16 protein-coding genes and 1 pseudogene are annotated in these 17,702 nt (G+C 67.9%); 6 read left to right on the top strand and 11 right to left on the bottom strand.

What is annotated here, in order from left to right:
- The first annotated feature begins 59 nt into the window (after positions 1-59).
- Both EV651_RS29180 and EV651_RS29175 read left to right on the top strand, forming a co-directional pair.
- A complete protein-coding gene (locus EV651_RS29180) occupies positions 60-1,055 on the top strand; it encodes an aldo/keto reductase (RefSeq protein WP_133788475.1) in 996 nt (331 codons plus the stop codon).
- Positions 1,052-1,492, top strand: a complete 441-nt coding sequence (locus EV651_RS29175) for a nuclear transport factor 2 family protein (RefSeq protein WP_166658831.1) — start codon at positions 1,052-1,054, stop codon at positions 1,490-1,492. The genes EV651_RS29180 and EV651_RS29175 overlap by 4 nt, the downstream gene beginning before the upstream one ends.
- Here the strand turns inward: EV651_RS29175 and EV651_RS29170 are convergent.
- Entirely contained in the window at positions 1,455-2,342 is an 888-nt protein-coding gene (locus EV651_RS29170) for a LysR family transcriptional regulator (protein WP_133788473.1), read from the bottom strand. The genes EV651_RS29175 and EV651_RS29170 overlap by 38 nt on opposite strands.
- 589 nt (positions 2,343-2,931) lie before the next feature.
- Here EV651_RS29170 and EV651_RS29165 point away from each other — a divergent pair.
- From EV651_RS29165 to EV651_RS29155, 3 genes are all read left to right on the top strand, one after another.
- Positions 2,932-3,348 (top strand): hypothetical protein, encoded by a 417-nt coding sequence (locus EV651_RS29165; protein WP_133788472.1) that lies wholly within the window; start codon positions 2,932-2,934, stop codon positions 3,346-3,348.
- A 290-nt stretch (positions 3,349-3,638) separates the two neighbouring features.
- Positions 3,639-4,211, top strand: a complete 573-nt coding sequence (locus EV651_RS29160; protein WP_133788471.1) for a GNAT family N-acetyltransferase — start codon at positions 3,639-3,641, stop codon at positions 4,209-4,211.
- A gap of 71 nt (positions 4,212-4,282) precedes the next feature.
- Positions 4,283-5,059, top strand: a complete 777-nt coding sequence (locus EV651_RS29155; protein WP_238157264.1) for a L,D-transpeptidase — start codon at positions 4,283-4,285, stop codon at positions 5,057-5,059.
- Between the two features lie 50 nt (positions 5,060-5,109).
- Here the strand turns inward: EV651_RS29155 and EV651_RS29150 are convergent, their stop codons facing one another.
- Genes EV651_RS29150 through EV651_RS29135 form a run of 4 tightly spaced genes read right to left on the bottom strand, consistent with a single transcriptional unit; the run spans position 5,110 to position 9,808 of the window.
- Positions 5,110-6,030 (bottom strand): carbohydrate ABC transporter permease, encoded by a 921-nt coding sequence (locus EV651_RS29150; protein WP_133788470.1) that lies wholly within the window; start codon positions 6,028-6,030, stop codon positions 5,110-5,112.
- Positions 6,027-6,956, bottom strand: a complete 930-nt coding sequence (locus EV651_RS29145) for a carbohydrate ABC transporter permease (RefSeq protein WP_133788469.1) — start codon at positions 6,954-6,956, stop codon at positions 6,027-6,029. The genes EV651_RS29150 and EV651_RS29145 overlap by 4 nt, the downstream gene beginning before the upstream one ends.
- A complete protein-coding gene (locus EV651_RS29140; protein ID WP_133788468.1) occupies positions 6,953-8,290 on the bottom strand; it encodes an ABC transporter substrate-binding protein in 1,338 nt (445 codons plus the stop codon). Before EV651_RS29140 ends, EV651_RS29145 begins: the two co-directional genes overlap by 4 nt.
- Before the next feature lie 18 nt (positions 8,291-8,308).
- Complete coding sequence (locus EV651_RS29135; RefSeq protein ID WP_166658836.1) at positions 8,309-9,808, bottom strand: alpha-N-arabinofuranosidase; 1,500 nt, start codon at positions 9,806-9,808, stop codon at positions 8,309-8,311.
- A 135-nt stretch (positions 9,809-9,943) separates the two neighbouring features.
- Here EV651_RS29135 and EV651_RS29130 point away from each other — a divergent pair, with 135 nt between their 5' ends.
- Positions 9,944-10,942, top strand: coding sequence for a LacI family DNA-binding transcriptional regulator (locus EV651_RS29130; RefSeq protein WP_133788466.1), 999 nt, complete (start codon positions 9,944-9,946; stop codon positions 10,940-10,942).
- Positions 10,943-10,967: 25 nt separating this feature from the next.
- Here EV651_RS29130 and EV651_RS41980 read toward each other — a convergent pair whose 3' ends face one another.
- The 6 genes and pseudogenes from EV651_RS41980 to EV651_RS29105 form a co-directional block, all read right to left on the bottom strand.
- Positions 10,968-11,771 carry an alpha-L-rhamnosidase C-terminal domain-containing protein gene (locus EV651_RS41980; RefSeq protein ID WP_202870556.1) on the bottom strand — a complete coding sequence of 268 codons (804 nt, stop codon included), beginning with the start codon at positions 11,769-11,771 and terminating at the stop codon, positions 10,968-10,970.
- Between the two features lie 27 nt (positions 11,772-11,798).
- A pseudogene (locus tag EV651_RS43395) lies at positions 11,799-12,607 on the bottom strand (family 78 glycoside hydrolase catalytic domain); the annotation flags it as partial.
- A gap of 47 nt (positions 12,608-12,654) precedes the next feature.
- Entirely contained in the window at positions 12,655-14,076 is a 1,422-nt protein-coding gene (locus EV651_RS29120) for a PLP-dependent aminotransferase family protein (RefSeq protein ID WP_133788465.1), read from the bottom strand.
- Between the two features lie 90 nt (positions 14,077-14,166).
- Entirely contained in the window at positions 14,167-15,159 is a 993-nt protein-coding gene (locus EV651_RS29115) for an aldo/keto reductase (RefSeq protein ID WP_133788464.1), read from the bottom strand.
- Positions 15,160-15,546: 387 nt separating this feature from the next.
- Positions 15,547-16,917, bottom strand: a complete 1,371-nt coding sequence (locus tag EV651_RS29110; protein WP_133788463.1) for an amidase — start codon at positions 16,915-16,917, stop codon at positions 15,547-15,549.
- 9 nt (positions 16,918-16,926) lie between these two features.
- A complete protein-coding gene (locus EV651_RS29105; RefSeq protein WP_133788462.1) occupies positions 16,927-17,691 on the bottom strand; it encodes an SDR family NAD(P)-dependent oxidoreductase in 765 nt (254 codons plus the stop codon).
- Between the last annotated feature and the right edge of the window lie 11 nt (positions 17,692-17,702).

The following is a 17,702-nucleotide window of genomic DNA, read 5'->3' as shown; positions in this document are numbered from 1 at the left end:
CCAACGGTTATACCAACAGGTCTTGGACCGTGCGGTATCGGCGATCCGATGCTGGACTCATGACAAGCACACGCAATCTCGGTGGACTCGACGTACCGGCGATCGGGTTCGGCGCCATGGTTCTCTCCCCCGGCATGTACGGCGACATCGACGACGACCGCGCGGTCGCGGCACTCGACGCGGCGATCGGGGCCGGTGGGACGTTCATCGACACCAGTGACGCGTACGGCGACGACGGGCACAACGAGAAGGTGGTCGGACGGGCGATTCGCGGGCGGCGCGACGAGGTGACGGTGGCGACCAAGTTCGGTCTCAAGTTGCCTGACGGCGCGCAGCCGCATCCGTTGGCGGTGGGTTTCGCGTTCGAACAGTTACTGGTGAACGCGGAGCCGAAGTACATCCGCGGGTACGCCGACAGCAGTCTGACCAACCTCGGCATCGACGTGATCGACCTGTATTACCTGCACTTCCCGGATCCGCAGGTGCCGATCGAGGATTCGGTCGGCGCGATGGGCGAGCTGGTTGCCGACGGCAAGGTTCGGTATCTGGGGGTGTCCAATGTGACGCCGGACGAGCTTCGTCGGGCGTACGCCGTATATCCGATCGCCGCCGTACAGACCGAGTGGTCGATGTGGCGGCCGATCGATCCGGAGTTGCTCGATGTGGCGCGGGAGCTCGGTGTTGGCGTCGTACCGTGGAGTCCGCTCGGTGCCGGGTTCCTGACGGGCACGGTCGAGAAGTTGGACGACGATGACTTCCGGAACAATGCGCCACGGTTCGATGCGGAGAGCCTGAAGGCCAACAATGCGTCGTACGCCGCCCTCGAAGCGCTGGCCGCTGACCTCGGGATCACCCGGAGCCAGCTCGCGCTCGCGTGGTTACTGCACCAGGATCCGGCGGTGGTGCCGATCCCGGGCAGTCGTACGCCGGCGCACATCGTCGAGAATCTGGCGGCGGCCGACATCACCCTGCACCCGGACACGCTCGAGCGGATCGACGCCGTCCTCGCCCGATTGATGCCGGTGGGCGGCACGTTGCTCCAGGACGAGCGGTGAAGATATCCGCCGTCGCTGCGGTCGCCGTGGCGCTCGTCGGCTGCAGCGGCTCCAATCCAGGCGCGGCTCCTGCGCCTACGACGGTGGACGTTCTTCCGGCAGTGCAGGCGTACGTGGACGCCGTGAACCGACGGGACCTGGACGGGCTCGTGAACGCGTTCCACACGGACGGACGGATCGTCGATGTGTCGCGGACGATCGCCGGCCAGGACGCGATCCGCACCTGGGCGCGCAACGAGGTGATCGGCGGATCGCTGCAAGCCCTGGAAGTAGTCGAACGACGGCCGACCGGACAGAATGTGCTGGTGCGCTGGGCGCCGGCCGGGTCGGACGGATGGCTGGCGCACTACGACTTCACCAGTGACGGCGGCGCATCCAGGTCGCGGACCTGCAGTACGCCTAGGCGTGGACGGCGGTCGTGGGGAGCATGCCGATGAGTGCGTCGGCGGCGAGTGAGGCGGCGGGGCCGGTGGGGACGGCGACGGAGACCTGCCAGTCGGAGGCGGTGCCGGGAGCCAGGGAGACGGTGATGTGGTCGCCGCGTTTGGCGGCGATGCGTTCGGGGACGAGCGCTACGCCCAGGTCGTGGGCAACGAGGGCCAGGAGCGTGTGTACGTCGTTGACCTCGATCGTCACCGGGTGCGCGACGCCGGCCGTCGTGAAGGCGCGGTCGGAGATGGCGCGGGCGCCCCAGGTCGGGTCGAAATCGACGAACGACTCCCCCGCCAAGTCGTCGAGAGTCACGCCGGACGCCTTCGCGAGCCGGTGGTCGGGAGCGCAGACGAGCACCATCGACTCGCGCGACAGCGGCCGCAGGTCGAGCCCGTCGACCGGGTCGCCGGCGGTCGCGACGAACGCGACGTCGAGCCGGCCGGACGCGAGTTCGTCGAGCATGGGCGTGGAGCCGCCTTGGCGGACCTCGATCTCCACGCCGGGGTACGCGGACCGGAACTTCGCGAGCAGCGCCGGTACGTCGACCACCCCGAGGCACTGCTCGAGCCCGACCGTGAGGTGACCGCGGAGCAACCCCTGGACCGCGGCGACGGCGTCCTTCGCGGCCTCGGCGGCGGCGAGGGTACGTCGTCCCTCGCACAGGAGCGCCCGGCCCGCCTCGGTGAGTTCTACGCTGCGGGTGTTGCGGACGAACAGACTCGCGCGGAGCTCACGTTCGAGCGCGCGGATCGAGGCGGACAACCCCGACTGCGAGATCGACATCGCCTCGGCAGCCCGCGTGAAGTGCTTCTGCTCGGCCACCGCCACGAAGTGTTCCAAGTGCCTCAGCTCCATGACTAAGAACTGTAGTCGATCGAACCACGACAATTCTGCGGCCCCGCATGTTGGCGCGGACCCCCGGCTCGCCGGCGGCCCATCGTCGCGGACCGCCAGGCCATCACAATGCGCCCATCCGGCTTGCTTCAGGCGGGGAACCGCGCCTGGAGCGCGATCGTGACGGGCTGGCGGTCCGCAACTAACTGGAACAGCGGACGTGGGCCACTCACCAAGCGGGCCAGGACCGGGAGCCGCGTCGAGCCGTCACGCTCAGGAGGCCGACGTTGCACCGCGGCGATGGCGGTTGGTGAGTGCGGCAGTTCCGCTCGGAGCGGCGATGGGGGTTGGTGACTGCGGCAGGTCCGCTCGGAGCGGCGATGGGGGTTGGTGACTGCGGCAGGTCCGCTCGGAGCGGCGATGGGGGTTGGTGAGTGCGGCCGGTCGGCTCGGAGCGGCGATGGGGTTGGTGAGTGCGGCCGGTCGGCTCGGAGCGGAGGTCTGGCCGAGCAGCGACAGCCCTGGCCGGCTGGGAAATGGGCCCACGCGACGGGAAGGGGGCTGCGGGTCTGCGTGCTGGGGCGGACGGCCCGCTCGGTAGGGTGTGCGCATGGCGGATGAGGAGTTTCGGGTTGAGGTTGTGCTTGGGAGTGACGAGCACGGGTTGACGGTCTGGGATCGGTTGCGGGCGTTGGATCTGGATGACGACGCGCGGAAGCGGCTCGGGAGTCAGGTGACGGTGACCCGGGACGGGAACCGGATGCTGATGTACACGCACACGCTCGACGACGCGCAGGAAGCTGAGCGGACCGCCAAGGATCTGGTGGCCGACGAGCACCTCGACGCGACCTACACCGTCGCGCGCTGGAATCCGGCCGAGCAGGACTGGACCGACCCGAGCGTGCCGGTAGGCCCGCACGACGCCGCCGGCGACGCCGCGAAGAACGCGGACATGGAGGTCCCGGACCCGCGGTACGTCGTGATGCAGGCCTACAAGCCCGAGTTCCTCCGCGACCTCGGCCTGTAAAACCCGGTCGCCCACCCCGCAAAGCCGACTCGATGGCGTACGACTCCGCGAGGGCCTGGATGTCGGCGAGCTCGACCTCGCCGTCGAGGAAGTTGCACTGAGCAAGGTCGGCGTGGAGTTCGGCGAGGACGGTGCCGTAGCCCGACTTGGTGGTGAGTGCCTGCAGCGCGAGGCAGGCGTCGTACCCGTTGTCCAGTTCGCCAAGTTCCTTGTTAGCCCCAGCGCGGTTGACCGAAGCACGCGACCCGCGCTCAGCCCGCGTGGCATCCAGGCCCTTTAGTCTGGCAGGCATGGATGTCTTGCTGCGGCCTGTTCAGGAAGAGGATGTGGCGTTGTTCCAGCGGTTCGCGGTCGAGCCGTGGCTGATCGGGCTGGACTGGAACGGGTTCCGGGACGCGCAGGCGCCCGTACGGCGGTATGCCGAGGACGGGTTCCTCGGCAAGGACGACGGACGGTTGATGGTGCGCACCGGCTCCGAGACGGCGGGGCTCGTGAGTTGGCGGACGGGGTCGTTCGACGGGCGTACGCCGTACTGGGAGATCGGGATCGCGCTGCTGCCGGAGTACCGCGGGCGTGGGATCGGGTGGCGGGCGCAGGCGCTGCTGACGGCGTACCTGTTCGAGCACACCGCGGTGCACCGGATCCAGGCTGCGACGCATCCGGAGAACGTGGCCGAGCAGAAGTCCTTGGAAAAGGCGGGTTTCCGGCTCGAAGGGGTGATCCGCGGGTGCGAGTTCCGGGCCGGGCGGATGCGGGACGGCTACCTGTACAGCCGGTTGCGGGACGATCCGGCACCGGAACTCGGCAACGGTTCGGTGACGGGATCCGGCACGGCGCCTGTTGAGGAACCTCTCTCAGATTAGTCTCGGCGGGTCGTTGCACGCTTACGTGGCGTGGTTCTGCGACGCTGAAAATCTGAGGGAGAGGGGAATTCGTGTCTCGTCGACGTGGTCTCGTTGCCGGTGCGGTCGTCCTGTCGTTCGTACTCGCCGGCTGTTCCGATGTGGCCGCGAGCGAGTCGACACCTTCTCCTACTCAGGCCTCGAGCAGTACGCCGAGCGCGACTCCGAGCGCCACTCCGACGGCCAAGCCCACTGTGCAGCCGACGGTCAAGCCGAAGCCCAAGGTGAAGCAGAAGCCGGAGTACTACGCGCTGCGCGTGGAACGGCAACTGGACAAGCTCGGATACCCGGTCGGTGACATCGACGGTGACATCACGGCCCGCGCCAAGCAAGCGCTGTGCGCGTGGCGCGAGACCAACGGCCTGCCGGTCAGCCGCAAGGGACTCAGCCTGAACGACGCGTACTCGGTGCTCAACGCAACCAGTCGCCCGGCGCCGACCCGCTCCCCCGGCATCTACGTCAACAAGACATGCCAGATCCTGTACCAGATCGTCGGAAAGACGTACAAGCGGATCGTCTGGATCTCCACCGGCGGCCCCGGCTACGAGACCCCGAACCGCACCGGCGCGGTCTGGCGCAAATGGGCCGGCGCGCACGAGAGCAGCCTGTACGACGACGCGTACATGTACGACTCCCTCTACTTCCTCAAGGACCGGCCCGGCATCGCCCTGCACGGCTCCCGAGTCAACTCCCTCGTCAAGCCCTACCCAGACAGCCACCGCTGCGTCCGCGTAGTACGCCCCGAAATCCACCAAATCTTCGCCGACACCCCCCTCGGCACCAAGGTCCAGATCTACGGCGAGTACTAATCGGCGAGTGACTCCCGGGCCGCACACCCGCAGACCCCCTGCCACGTCCGCTAGCCCTTGAGGCCGCTGTTCGCGACGCCTTCGATGACGTAGCGCTGCACCACGACATACAGGATCAGCACTGGGATCGCGGCGAGGGTCGCACCGGCCATGACGACGGGGTAGTCGGTGGTGTAGGCGCCGTACAGCGTGGCCAGGCCGGGTGCCAGGGTCATCCTGTCGGGGCTGAAGAGGACGAACACCGGCCAGACGAAGTCGTTCCACGCGCCGAGGAAGCTCAGTACCGCGAGCGTCACCAGCGCCGGCTTCGACAGCGGGAGCATGATGCGGGTGAAGATCGTCCAGGAGTTGGCCCCGTCGATCAGCGCGCTCTCCTCCAGTTCGCGAGGGATCGCGAGGAAGAACTGGCGGAGGAAGAAGACGCCGAAGGCGCCCGCCGCCCCCGGCACCACCAGCGCCCAGTAGCTGTCCAGCCAGCCGAGCTTGCTCATCGTGAGGTAGTTCGGCATGAAGAAGATGAAGCCCGGCATGAACAGCGTCGCAATCAGCGTGCCGAACAGCAGGTTCCGGCCCCTGAAGGTCATCCGCGACAGCGCGTACGCCGCCATCGCCGCCACCACCACATTGAGCACCATGTGCAGGACCGACACCACAAGTGAGTTGATCAGCCATGTGTAGACGGGGTTGGCGGCGTCGTCGAAGATCAGCCGGTACGCGCGCAGCGTCCATTCGCTGGGCATCACCCGGATCGGGATCGAGCGCGCGTCGGACTCGGTCTTGAACGTGGTCAGCAGCATCCACAGCAACGGCAGGATGAAGATCAGCGAGATGACCGTCATCGCGACGTACGTCAGCGGCCCCACTCTGGTCCGGGAGTAGGCCCGCCGGCGCCGGGCCGGTCCGCCGGGTTCGGTGGCGGCGGGGTCGGAGGCGCCGGGACCGGCGCCGGTGATCGGACTGGTCGTCGTCATGATGGTTTGCGCTCTCTCATGATCAGGAAGTTCGCGACCGAGATGATGGCCAGGGCCAGCGCGAGCACGTAGCTCATCGCCGCCGCGCTGCCCATCCGGAAGCCGCGCAGGCCTTCGTTGGTCATCGCCATGATCGCCGTCGTCGTACTGTCACCCGGCCCGCCCTTGGTGAGGATGTACGGCTGGCCGAAGAGGTTCGCGCTGGCGAGGACGGTGGTCATCACCACGAAGAGGAAGACGTTGCGAAGGCCCGGCACCGTGACGTGCCGGAACTGGGACCACCGGCCGGCGCCGTCGAGTTCCGCCGCCTCGTACAGCTGTTCGGGCAGACCCTGCAGGCCGGCGAGGAAGATCACCGCGTTGAACCCGATGGTCCACCAGATCGTCATGACCGTGATCGTGATCCACGCCTGCGGCTGGGTGGACAGCCAGGAGACCTTGGGCAACCCCACCCCGTCGAGGATCCCGTTGACCAGTCCGACCTCCGGGTCGAAGAGGTAGCCGAAGATCAGGCCGACCACCGCGACCCCGAGGACGAACGGCGTGAACACCACCGCGCGGAAGAAGGTCCGCCCGCGGAACTTCCGGTTCAGCAGCAGCGCCAGCCCCAGCGGGATGGCCACCAGGAACGGCACGCTCATCAGGACGAACAGGAAGGTGTTCTTCATACCGTTCCAGAACGGATGGAAGAGCACCGAGCTGGAGTCGAACAGGTCGCGGTAGTTCTGCAGTCCGACCCAGGGCTTGCCCGGCAGCATGAAGTCCCAGTTGTGCAGGCTCATCCAGACACCGAAGACGGCAGGCCCCACGAGGAACGTCAGCAGGAGTACGACGTACGGCGCGACGAACAGGTACGGCGTGACCGGATGGTGGTGCCGCAACGGGCTGCGGACCGGCCGGACCAGGCCGGTGATCCGCCCGCTCATCCGCCGTACTTCTTCTGGTTCGCGGCCAGGATCTGATCACCCTTCTGTGCCGCGTCCTTCAGCGCCTGGTCGATCGGCTTCTTTCCGGTCACGGCGAGGCTGATCGCCTTCGTCCACTCGGGGTCGGTGTCGCCGGCGCCCGGCACGTTCGGCGGGAAGTGCGCCCAGTCGATCATCTTCTCGAACTGCTTGACCTCGGTGTACTGCGCGAAGTCCGCGGACTCGCGGACCGACTTGCGGGCCGGAACCATGCCGGCCTCGGCCCAGCCGACCGAGTTCTGGCTCATCCAGTTGACGAAGACCCGGGCCGCCGTCGCCTTGTTCTTGTCCTGGTTGGTCTGCCGCGGCAGCGTGAAGCAGTGCGAACCCGCCCACGTCTGTTCCTTGGATCCGAGCACCGGAATCGGCGCGCAGCCCCACTCCAGCCCCTTGGCCTGCTTGCACGGGGTGACCATCCACGGGCCGCTGATCATGAAGGCGGCCTTGCTGTTGCTGAACGAGACCCAGTCGCCGTCGCCGGCCGCGTTCTTCGGTGAGTAGTCCTTGTCGATCAAGCTCTTGAAGAAAGTGATCGAGTCGATCGCGGGCTGATCGCCGAAGCCGGTCTTGGCGCCGTCGTCGCTGATCATGTAGCCGCCGTTCTGGAAGATCATCGACTGCGCGACCAGACCTCCGACGCTCAGCGCGCTGACCCAGTAGCCCTTGACGCCCTTGGACTTGCACTTGTCCAGGACGGCCATGAACTCGTCCTTGGTCGTCGGCGGCTTCGTCGGGTCCGCGCCCACCTGGGTCAGGACCTTCTTGTTGTAGTAGAGCCCGGCCGGATGAATGTCGAGCGGGATGGCGTACTGCTTGTCCTGGTAGAAGGTGGCCTTCCACACCAGCTCGGCGTAGTCGTCGGCGCTGAGCTTGGCGCCCGCGACCACGTCGTCGATCGGCTGCACGACCCGGCGCGCGGCGTTCGTGGCGATGTCGGCGGTGTGCATCAGGCAGACGTCCGGTGCGCGGCCGCTCTGCACCGCGGCGGGCAGCTTCTGGAACAGGTCCGCCCAGGCGATCGACGTGGTGGTGACCTTGATCTTCGGGTGGGCGTCCATGAACTTCTGCGCCAGCTTCTTCATGACCGGGCCGTCGCCGCCGGTCAGACCGTTCCAGTACTGCAGTTCGACGTTGGGCCCGTCGTACCCCTCGGCGCCCCCCTTGCCGGTCGCGGGCCCCGCCTGCGGCGGGCCGCTGGTGCCGCCACACGCGGTGAGGGCGAGTCCGGCGCCCGCACCGGCGACGGCGCCGAGGAGGGTACGGCGGCCGAGACGCACCAGATCAGGAGTAGTCATTGTTCGTCCTTTCGAAGATCACCGGGTGGCGAGCCGGATGCAGTGCCACGAGGCCGGCGGCAGCGTGACGGTCAAGCGGTCGCCGGAGAGGGCGGAAACCCCTGGCTGGGGAACGACACGGTCCGGGGCGTCCTGGGAGTTGACTGCGTTGCGGTCCTCATCACCGACCGCGAGGTGCTCGAGCAGGCGGAGCTCACCGAGTGAGCCGAGCCGGACTGTCCAGGAGGCAGGTTCGGTCAGCGACCGGTTGGCGGCGAAGATCGCCAGCTCACCGGACTCTTCGTCGTACGTCGCGACCGCCCACACCTGCTCCACGGATCCGTACGCCGGCGTGTCGACCTCACCGCGGTCGCCGGCAAGCATCAGCACCGTGCCGCGGGCGTACTTCGCGGTCAGTGCGAACGGGTGAAAGATCGTCTGCCGCCAGGCGGCACCGCCTTCGACGGTCAGGATCGGCGCGATCGCGTTCACCAACTGGGCCTGGCAGGCCACGCCAACCCGATCGGTGTTGCGCAGCAGGGTGATCAGCAGCGACCCGACCACCACCGCGTCCAGGGCGGTGTAGACGTCCTGGATCAGGGCAGGCGCCTCGGACGCCTCGGCGCGCTCCTCCTCGTGCTCCGCGTGCCGGGCGGCGAACCACACGTTCCACTCGTCGAAGGAGATGTTGATCCGCTTCGACGAGTGCCGTCTCGCGGCCACATGGTCGGCGGTCGCCACGACGTCGCGGATATAGCGGTCCATGTGCGCCGAGGACGCGAGGAACGACACCTCGTCGCCGCCGACCGGCTCGTAATAGACGTGCGCGGAGATCAGGTCGACGTCGTCGTAGCAGTGCTCGAGGACGACGCGCTCCCACTCGCCGAAGGTCGGCATCGACGTGTTCGACGAACCACAGGCGACCAGGAGGAGCTTCGGGTCGAAGGTCTTGTACGCGTGGGCGACCTCCTGCGCGAGGCGGGCGTACTCGAGCGGCGTCTTGTGGCCGATCTGCCACGGGCCGTCCATCTCGTTGCCCAAGCACCACAGCCGTACGTCCCAGGGTTTCGGGTTCCCGTTGCTCACCCGCTGATCGGCGTACCGGGTGCCGGGGGCGCCGTTCACGTACTCGAGGTAGTCCACCGCCTCGGCCAGTCCGCGGTTGCCGAGGTTGACCGCGAGCATGGGCTCCAGGCCGACGCGCGAGCACCAGGCGAGGAAATCGTCGGTGCCGACCTGGTTGGTCTCGATCGAACGCCAGGCCAGGTCGAGCACGCGAGGTCGCGACGCGCGCGGCCCGACGCCGTCCTCCCAGCGATAGTTGGACACGAAGTTGCCGCCCGGGTACCGCACCACGGTCGCACCGAGCTCGCGGACCAGCGCGGCGACGTCTCCGCGGAAGCCGTCCTCGTCCGCCGACGGATGCGTCGGCTCGTAGATACCGGTGTAGACACACCTGCCGAGATGCTCGACGAACGTGCCGAACAGCCAGGGATTGACCGGTCCGACGGTGAAGGCAGGGTCGATCGTGGAGGTCATGGGCACGGGCGGACTCCAGACTCGAATGCAACGATGTAATCTGCAGTGCCAGGGAGTTTGCACCGTTGTAATCGGCGCTGTCAACGGCTCGGCCGCAGCAAAATTCAGGTGCCGGAGCGACCTAGGATTGTGCGCATGCGAGCCACCGTGCGGGATGTCGCGAGTTGGGCCGGGGTGTCACCGAAGACGGTCTCCAACGTTCTCAACGGGACCGTGAACGTGCGTCCCGCCACCCGTGCGCGGGTCGAAGCGGCGATGGTCGCGCTCGACTACGTCCCGAATCTCTCCGCTCGCGGACTGCGGAACGGGCGCACCGGCATGATCGCGATCGCGCTGTCGGACCTGCAGGTGCCCTTCTTCGCCGAGATGCTGCACCACTTCGTCAACGCGGCGGCGGCGCGCGGCCTGCAGGTCCAGGTCGAGGAGACCGGCTGGGATCCGGGGCGTGAGGCCCGGCTGCTGTCCCGGGCCCGGGAACACCAGGTGGACGGCCTGATCCTGAATCCGGTCAATCATGAGACGACAGCCGTGCAACCCGGGGTCGCCCTGCCGCCGGTGGTCCTGATCGGTGAGGTCTACCTACCGATCGTCGACATGGTGTGGATGGACAACGCGGCCGCGATCGCCGACCTGACCGGCGAGCTGATCACGACCGGGCATCGCCGGATCGCCCTCCTCGGTATGTCCGATCACCCGGCGGCGATCGCCCGTCTGGAGGGCTACCGGCAGGCGCTGCGGTCGGCAGGCATCCCGACGGATCCAAGGCTCGAGATTGCCAGCGACGACTGGCGACCGACGTCCGCGGCACGGGCCCTGAACGCCTTCCTGGACAGCGATCCCGGGCCGGTCGACGCAGTGGTCTGCTGCACCGACGGCGCGGCGATGGGGGCCCTGCTCGCATTGCACGCGCACGGCCTCAGAGTGCCCGAAGACGTCTCGGTGACCGGCTACGACAACATCAACGAGTCGGCGATCACCGTGCCACCGCTGACCACGATCGACTTCGACAAGGCGCGTGTCGCCGACACCGCGATGGCACTACTGATGCAACGAATCGCCGACCCGGAACGCTCGCCGCGCAAGGTGACTCTCCCCCACCGACTCGTCTGGCGATCCAGCACCACCTCCAGATGAAACTCATCCAGCGGTCGGTTGCCACCTACGCACGCGCTGGTGCAAGCCCGACTGAAGGACGGGTTGTGGTGAAGTGGCCTGGTGGGAGTGTGGCCTGTTCGCCGTTGGGGAAGGTGACTTCGGCGGTGGAGCCGGGCGGTACGTCGACGGTGAGCCGGAAGGTTTCTCCCTCGATCTGCCACGCGACCTCGACGCGGCCCTGGGGACTTTCGTAGCTGCCGCGCGCCCAGGTGATCTCCGGATGGTGGGCCGGGGCGACGACGAACGACTCCCAACCGACCGATCCTTCGGCCTGTCGCAGGCCCAGGACGTGGGTGTGCAGGAAGTGGACGACGGCGCCCTTGCTGTAGTGGTTGAGGGAGTCGTGCGGGTTCCCGTTGACGTCGATGCCGTCCCAGTCCTCCCAGATCGTCGTTGCTCCGCGGTCGAGCATCGCCAGCCAGGACGGGGAGGTTCGCTGGAAGAGCAGGTCGTACGCAACGTCGGCGTACCCGTGGTCGGCGAGCACCGGGAGCAGCTGCGCCGTAGCCAGGAATCCGGTCCCCAAATGGTTGCCCGCGGCCCGGATCAGTTCGACGAGACGTCGTACGGCGCTCTGTCGCAGCTCGCCCGGGATCAGGCCGAACGACAACGCCCGCACGTAGCCGGCCTGGGTATCTCCGGCCGTCTGCCCCGACTCGTCGAGGAACTCCACGCGCCAGGCATCGAGCACCTGATCCGCGATCGCGGCGTAGCGGACCGCTTCCGCGGGCCGGCCGAGGATCTCGGCGATCCGCGCCAGCGTGGCGCTCGACCGGGCAGCTGGTCGTCGCGAACCGAGCGCAGCCACTTCCGGCTGAACCCGAGAACGTCGTACAGCCGCGCCGCGGCGGGCGCGAAGACCTGGTAGTCGCCGGTCCAGCCGATTCGTTCTCGCGTCGGGCAGTCGGTGGGCACCCCCCACAGCGTTGCCGCGAAAGCTCCAGACCGCGACGTCCTGCAGGCGGTTGAGGTCGGCACTGCTGCAGATGAACGTTCCGGTCCGGGCGAGATCCGAATGCACCACGTGCATGGTCCGCCGGCGGAGACGACCTCGTCGCGCTGCCGAAACCGGACCGGACCGCCCTCTGGCAGGACGGAGTCCAGATGGGAGGTGGTCAGATCACCGTCAGGTCGGGCGAACTCGCCGTAGTCGATGACCGTGCGCGCGCCCGCCGGGCCGAGGTCGGCCAGCGAGATCCAGCCCGAGGCGTTCTGGCCGAAGTCCGCCACCCAGCTCCCGGTGTCGATCTGCCGCATCGCGACCGGCAGCGGGGTCTCGATCTTGCGCACAGGCGGGGCGGGAGACCACTCGATGCCAGGGGCAACCACGTGGTCGACCAGAACCGGACGCCGTACGTCGGGCGGTGATCCAAGGTCCACCACCTGTCCGTCCATGAGGTCCGCGCGGGTGATCCTCGATCGTGAGCTGGTCCACGTGTCGTCGCTGCGAACGATCTGTCGGGAACCGTCGTGGTGCCAAAGGTGGAGCTCGAGCCGCACGGCCGTCGTCGTACCCCATCCGGACGGCAGGCGGAAACCGCCGGTCTTGCCGCGATACCAGCCGTCCGACAGCAAGACCTCGAGCTCATTGCCGCCGCGCCTGACCGGATCCGGACGCCCCTCCAGCAACTTGCCAACCCTCACACCACCGTGGTCGACCACCCACCGTGCGGATGCGTTTGCTCAGCTGCTCACGAAGGCGGTTGCGCGGCTCGATGCCGTGAGTTGGCGAAGGCCTTTGCCAGGGATCGGATTGCTGGGGCTACGTCGTTGTCGGTGAGGTTGCCGTAGCCGAGGACGATGCCGTCTTGGGTTCCGGCGGTGCGGATTCGGTAGTCCAGGAGCGGGACGATTCGGATTCCGAGGTCTCGCGCGGCTGTTGTGAGGAGGCGTGTGCCGGGGTTGCTCGGGTGTGTCAGCGTCAGGTGGAGACCAGCCGCGGCGCCGCCGACTGTCCAGGTTGGTAGTTCGTGCTGGAGCGCGGTGAGGACGCAGTCGCGGCGACGTTTGTACCGGCGCTGCATTGTGCGCAGGTGCCTGTCGTACGCGCCGGCTGCCACCAGTTCCGCGAACGTCGCCTGGTTGATAGTCGACGGGCCTGGAACAGACGAGTGGTCAAGCAAGCTGCGCCACTCGCCTTGGGCCACGAGCCAGCCGATCCCGATCGCCGGGCTCAGCGTCTTGCTCACCGAGCCGAGGAGTACGACGTGTTCCGGAGCCATCCCCTGCAACGTGCCGGCCGGGCTTCGGTCGTACCGGAACTCGGCGTCGTAGTCGTCTTCGAGGATCACGCCGTTGTTCCGGCGCGCCCAGTCGATCAGCCCCAACCGTCGATGCGGTGCAAGCACAACGCCGGTGGGGAACTGATGAGCCGCCGTGACGATCACGGCCCGCAGATCGTCCCGCCTCGAGAGCCGCTCGACCTGGAGGCCGTGCTGGTCGACCGGGACCGCTTCGAGCCGCATTCCCGTCGACTCGATGACGGTACGCAACCTCGTCCAGCCGGGATCCTCGACGGCGATGCGACTGATCCCCATCGCCCGTAAGCCGGTGCAGAGCTGGGCGACGCTCGCACTGACTCCGCTGCGGATCACCACGTCGGCGGCGGATGCGATCGCTCCCCGACTTCGCTGAAGATAGTCGGACATCAACTCGCGTAACGGGAGGTATCCCTGCTCGTCCGGGTACCCGAGGTCAGCAGTCGGTACCGTTCGTGCGGCCGCCCGCGCAGCCTCGGCCCAGCGGGTGCGTGGGAACGCGCGCAAGTCGGGGGCACCGGGAGCCAGGTCGAACCTGTACGTCGCGACCCCGCCGGCAACCGTACGCCGGGCAGTCCGCCGCGTCGGGCCCGACCAGCTCACCCAGGTCCCGGAGCCCACCCTGGTCGCCAGGTAGCCCTCCGTCACGAGCTGGCTGTAGGCCTGCGTGACTGCCCACCGCGAGCAGTCGAGTTGCGCTGCCAGTTCGCGGCTCGGCGGCAGCACGGTGCCGGTCGAGACGCGCCCGGATCTGATTGCCTCGCGCAACGCGCGCTCGACCTGCCGGTGGAGCTTCCCGTCGCCGTCCAATGTCAGCACCACAGTCCAAGCCGCGCGCGTGGACTGCTTCGCCATGACCACAGATCCTAGTCACGACGCTTCGAGGCCGGTACGACGCGCTGCTCCGGCTCATGATCTGCGAGCGTGGCGCCGTACCGGCCGAAATCAGCGCTTGAAGTTGCGCAGCAGGTCGTAGGGGTAGACCGACGGCTTCTCGCTGACTGTGGTGAGGCGGGTGAGTTGGTCGTCGGTAAGGGAGAAACCGGCGGCACCGATGTTGTCGACGTAGTGCTCGAAGGTGCGCGGTCCGATGATCGGAGCCGTGACGGGATCGGTCTGGATCAGCCAGCGCAGAGCCACCTGCGAGACACTTCTGCCGCTCTCAGCCGCGATGTCGTGCAAGGCGTCGAGGACGTTCCAGGTCCGCTCGTTGTTGTAGTAGTCCCACGCCTCCAGTAGTCCCCGCTCGGCCGCGGCGGCCACCCGAGTGTCCTCCGGCGGCGCCTCCATGCCGCGACGGAACCTGCCCGCGAGCCACCCCGCGCGCAGCGGACTCCACGGCATCACGCCGAGGCCCTCGTTGCGGCAGATCTCCAGCAGTTCCCACTCGGCCTCACGGTCGAGCAGGTTGTACAGCGGCTGCAGCGCCTTGTACCCGTTCGGCCCGGCGAGATCGATCGCCTTCTGCAGCTGCCAGCCGGTGACGTTACTCGCGCCGAGGTACCGGACCTTGCCGGACGTGACCAGCGTGTCGAGCGTCGCGAGGGTCTCTTCGAGCGGCGTCGCCGTGTCCCAGACGTGCGTGTAGTACAAGTCGATGTAGTCGGTACCGAGGCGGCGCAGGCTCGCTTCGACAGCGGCGATGATGTGCTTACGGCTCAGCCCGTCGTCGTTGGGCCCCTCGCCCATCGCGCCGTACACCTTGGTGGCGACCACGAAGGCGTCGCGGTCCCGGCCCTTCAGCCACCGGCCGAGGACCGCCTCCGACTCACCCGCGTTGTACACGTCTGCGGTGTCGATGAACGTACCGCCGGCCTCGGCGAACTCGTCGAGGATGCGGACACTGGTCTGCTCGTCGGTGGGCCCACCGAAGTGCATCGCCCCCAGGCACACCTCACTGACCTTCAAACCCGTCCTGCCGAGATTCCGGTATTCCATGTGTCGATCCAGTCCTCTTGCCCGATTACGTACCAACAATCTAGGAGCAGATCGGTCGGGATCCACGCCCAATCACGTCGCGGAATCGCAGACCAATTCGCCACGGACGAGACGGTCGCCCAGATTGCCAACACTCACGTCGCCATGGTCGACTTCTGCCCGCGCTGAGCCTCGCGAACGCCCACAGGATCTCGACCCCGCGTCACCGCTACGACGAGCGTGCGGACCAAGTTCAGCATGATGGCCAAGCAGGTGCGGGTGCCCGGTCTGAAAGCTCAACTCCTCAGCAAGGCGGTTGCTCGGCTCGACGCCGTCAGCTAATGCTTCGGTAGGCAGCTCGTCAGCGCGGTACGCCGTAGCTCCGGGGCCGTTCATCGGAGCAAGTCGTCACCTCATCGGCCAGTCTCGCTCCTCCGTACGCCGGCTGTCGAGGTAGTCGGCCAGGGCGAGGGCGCGCAGGTCCTGGTGGTGCGGTACGGCGAGTTGGGCGCCGATCGGTAAGCCGGAGGTCGACCAGCCGGCGTTGACCGTGGTCGCGGGGTGGTGGGACATGTTGTATGGGACCGTGAACGCGATGTGCTCGAACGGCTTCCCGGGATCGTCCGTCGGGTACGCGAGCTCCGCCGGAAACGCGGTGATCGGGGCAACCGGCGACAGGATCACGTCGTACGTCGTGAACACCCGGCCGACCGCGGCGGCCATCGCGCCCATCTGGCTGTACCCGTCGAAGACGTCCGAAGCGGTGAGATCGGAGGCCGTCGAGACCCATTCGCGGATCTGCGGAAGGACCTTCGCGCGGCGTTCCTCGGGCAGCGCGGCGATGTCCGTGGCGGAGCGGATCCGCCAGAAGCGGTCGAGGCCGTCGAGCATGTCGCGGGTGATGATCGGCGTGATCGGTTCGACGATCGCGCCGGCCTTCTCGAGTACGGCGGCCGCTCCCGAGACCGCCGCGGTGACCTCGGGATCGACCGGCAGCCCGACGCCCGCATCGAGCAGCAACGCGACGCGCAAACCCTCGACGTCGACCTCGAAGACGTCGGATGCCACCGGTGTCGAGGTGTGGTCGCGCGGGTCGTACCCGGACATCACCTGCAGCGCGAGCGCCGCGTCCGGCGCCGTACGGGTCAGGGGTCCGATCGCGCGCCCGGCGTACGGATTGCCGACCGCGATCCGGCCGTGCGTCGGCTTCAGCCCGACCAGTCCGCACCACCCGGCCGGCAACCGGATCGACCCGCCGATGTCGGTGCCCACGTGGATCGGCCCGTATCCGGCGGCCGCCGCAGCCGCCGCGCCCGCGCTCGAACCGCCGGCCGTCTTCGTCAGGTCCCACGGGTTGCGGGTCAATCGGTGAAAGGTCGAGACGCCGGACGACAACATCCCGTACTCGGGCATCGTCGTCTTGCTGAAGATCACCGCACCGGCCGCCCGCAACCGCGCCGCGGCCGGCGCATCCTCGGTCGCTGGGACGAGAGTGGTTGCCGCGGTTCCTTGCGGTACGGGCGTTCCGCGCGTGGCGATGTTCTCCTTGACAGTCACCGGTACGCCGTCCAGCGCGCCCGCCGTACCGTTCCGCCAGCGACGCTCCGACTCGTGCGCCGCGGCCCGCGCACCCACCGGATCCAGCGCGTAGAGCGCGCAGAGCTGGGATTCGAGTTGGTCCACGCGGGTCAGTACGTCCTCGATGACCTCGACCGGGGACACCGCGCCGTCGCGGTACTTCGCCAGCAGTTCAGTTGCCGTCAGATCGGCCAGAGTCATGGATACCCCTCAGTTCGGTGGGTCGAAGCGGCCGTCGACCGCGGTCCAGCCGCCGTCGACCGCGAGGACGCTCCCCGTGACGAAGCTCGAGGCATCGGAGGCGAGGTACACGACCGCGCCGGCGAGCTCGCTCGGTTGGGCCCAGCGGCCGAGCGCGCCCTTCTGGGCGTAGGCGTCGTACCAGCGCTGGTCGGCCTTGATCTGCGCGGTGAGCGGTGTCTCGACGACTCCCGGGGCGATCGCGTTCGCGCGGACGCCGGATGGGCCGAGCTCGGCGGCCGCGGTGCGCAGAAGCTGGACGAGGCCGGCTTTCGTTGCCGCGTACACCGATTGCCCCGGCTCGACGGTGGTGCCGCGGATCGAGCTGAACCCGATGATGCTGCCCCTCCCCCGCTCCGCCATGCCCCGTCCGAACGCACGCAGCAGCTGGAACGACGCGCGCAGGTTGAGCGCCACGACGCGATCGAACTCCTCGCCCGTGTAGTCGAGGATCCGCTTCCGCACGTTGGTGGCCGCGGTGAACACCAGCACATCAACAGGATCCAGCTCAACCACAGCCCGCTCAATCGCCACGTCGTCAAGCACATCCAGCCCGTACGCCGCCAACTCGCCGGCGGCCGTCTCTTGGGCCGCGGCGAGGTCCCGATCGGCACACGTCACCCGCGCGCCGTGTGCGGCCAACGCCAGCGCACTCTCGCGCCCGATCCCACTCCCCGCGCCGATCACCACCGCGTGCTTGCCGTCGAGCCTGAACAACGTCGAGTAATCCGTCACCGTGTCACCTC

It is taken from the genome of Kribbella sp. VKM Ac-2571 (genome assembly GCF_004362255.1).
In the GTDB taxonomy this organism is placed as follows: Bacteria; Actinomycetota; Actinomycetes; order Propionibacteriales; family Kribbellaceae; genus Kribbella; species Kribbella pratensis.
This window is presented reverse-complemented; position numbering and strand designations above follow the sequence as displayed.

Bases quoted from the DNA above. Each gene is read 5' to 3' on its own strand.
- EV651_RS29160 (WP_133788471.1), top strand. From the start codon at position 3,639: ATGGATGTCTTGCTGCGGCCTGTTCAGGAAGAGGATGTGGCGTTGTTC.
- EV651_RS29140 (WP_133788468.1), bottom strand. From the start codon at position 8,290: ATGACTACTCCTGATCTGGTGCGTCTCGGCCGCCGTACCCTCCTCGGC.
- EV651_RS29165 (WP_133788472.1), top strand. From the start codon at position 2,932: ATGGCGGATGAGGAGTTTCGGGTTGAGGTTGTGCTTGGGAGTGACGAG.
- EV651_RS29115 (WP_133788464.1), bottom strand. From the start codon at position 15,159: ATGGAATACCGGAATCTCGGCAGGACGGGTTTGAAGGTCAGTGAGGTG.
- EV651_RS29120 (WP_133788465.1), bottom strand. From the start codon at position 14,076: ATGGCGAAGCAGTCCACGCGCGCGGCTTGGACTGTGGTGCTGACATTG.
- EV651_RS29130 (WP_133788466.1), top strand. From the start codon at position 9,944: ATGCGAGCCACCGTGCGGGATGTCGCGAGTTGGGCCGGGGTGTCACCG.
- EV651_RS29170 (WP_133788473.1), bottom strand. From the start codon at position 2,342: ATGGAGCTGAGGCACTTGGAACACTTCGTGGCGGTGGCCGAGCAGAAG.
- EV651_RS29145 (WP_133788469.1), bottom strand. From the start codon at position 6,956: ATGAGCGGGCGGATCACCGGCCTGGTCCGGCCGGTCCGCAGCCCGTTG.
- EV651_RS29180 (WP_133788475.1), top strand. From the start codon at position 60: ATGACAAGCACACGCAATCTCGGTGGACTCGACGTACCGGCGATCGGG.
- EV651_RS29135 (WP_166658836.1), bottom strand. From the start codon at position 9,808: ATGACCTCCACGATCGACCCTGCCTTCACCGTCGGACCGGTCAATCCC.
- EV651_RS29150 (WP_133788470.1), bottom strand. From the start codon at position 6,030: ATGACGACGACCAGTCCGATCACCGGCGCCGGTCCCGGCGCCTCCGAC.
- EV651_RS29110 (WP_133788463.1), bottom strand. From the start codon at position 16,917: ATGACTCTGGCCGATCTGACGGCAACTGAACTGCTGGCGAAGTACCGC.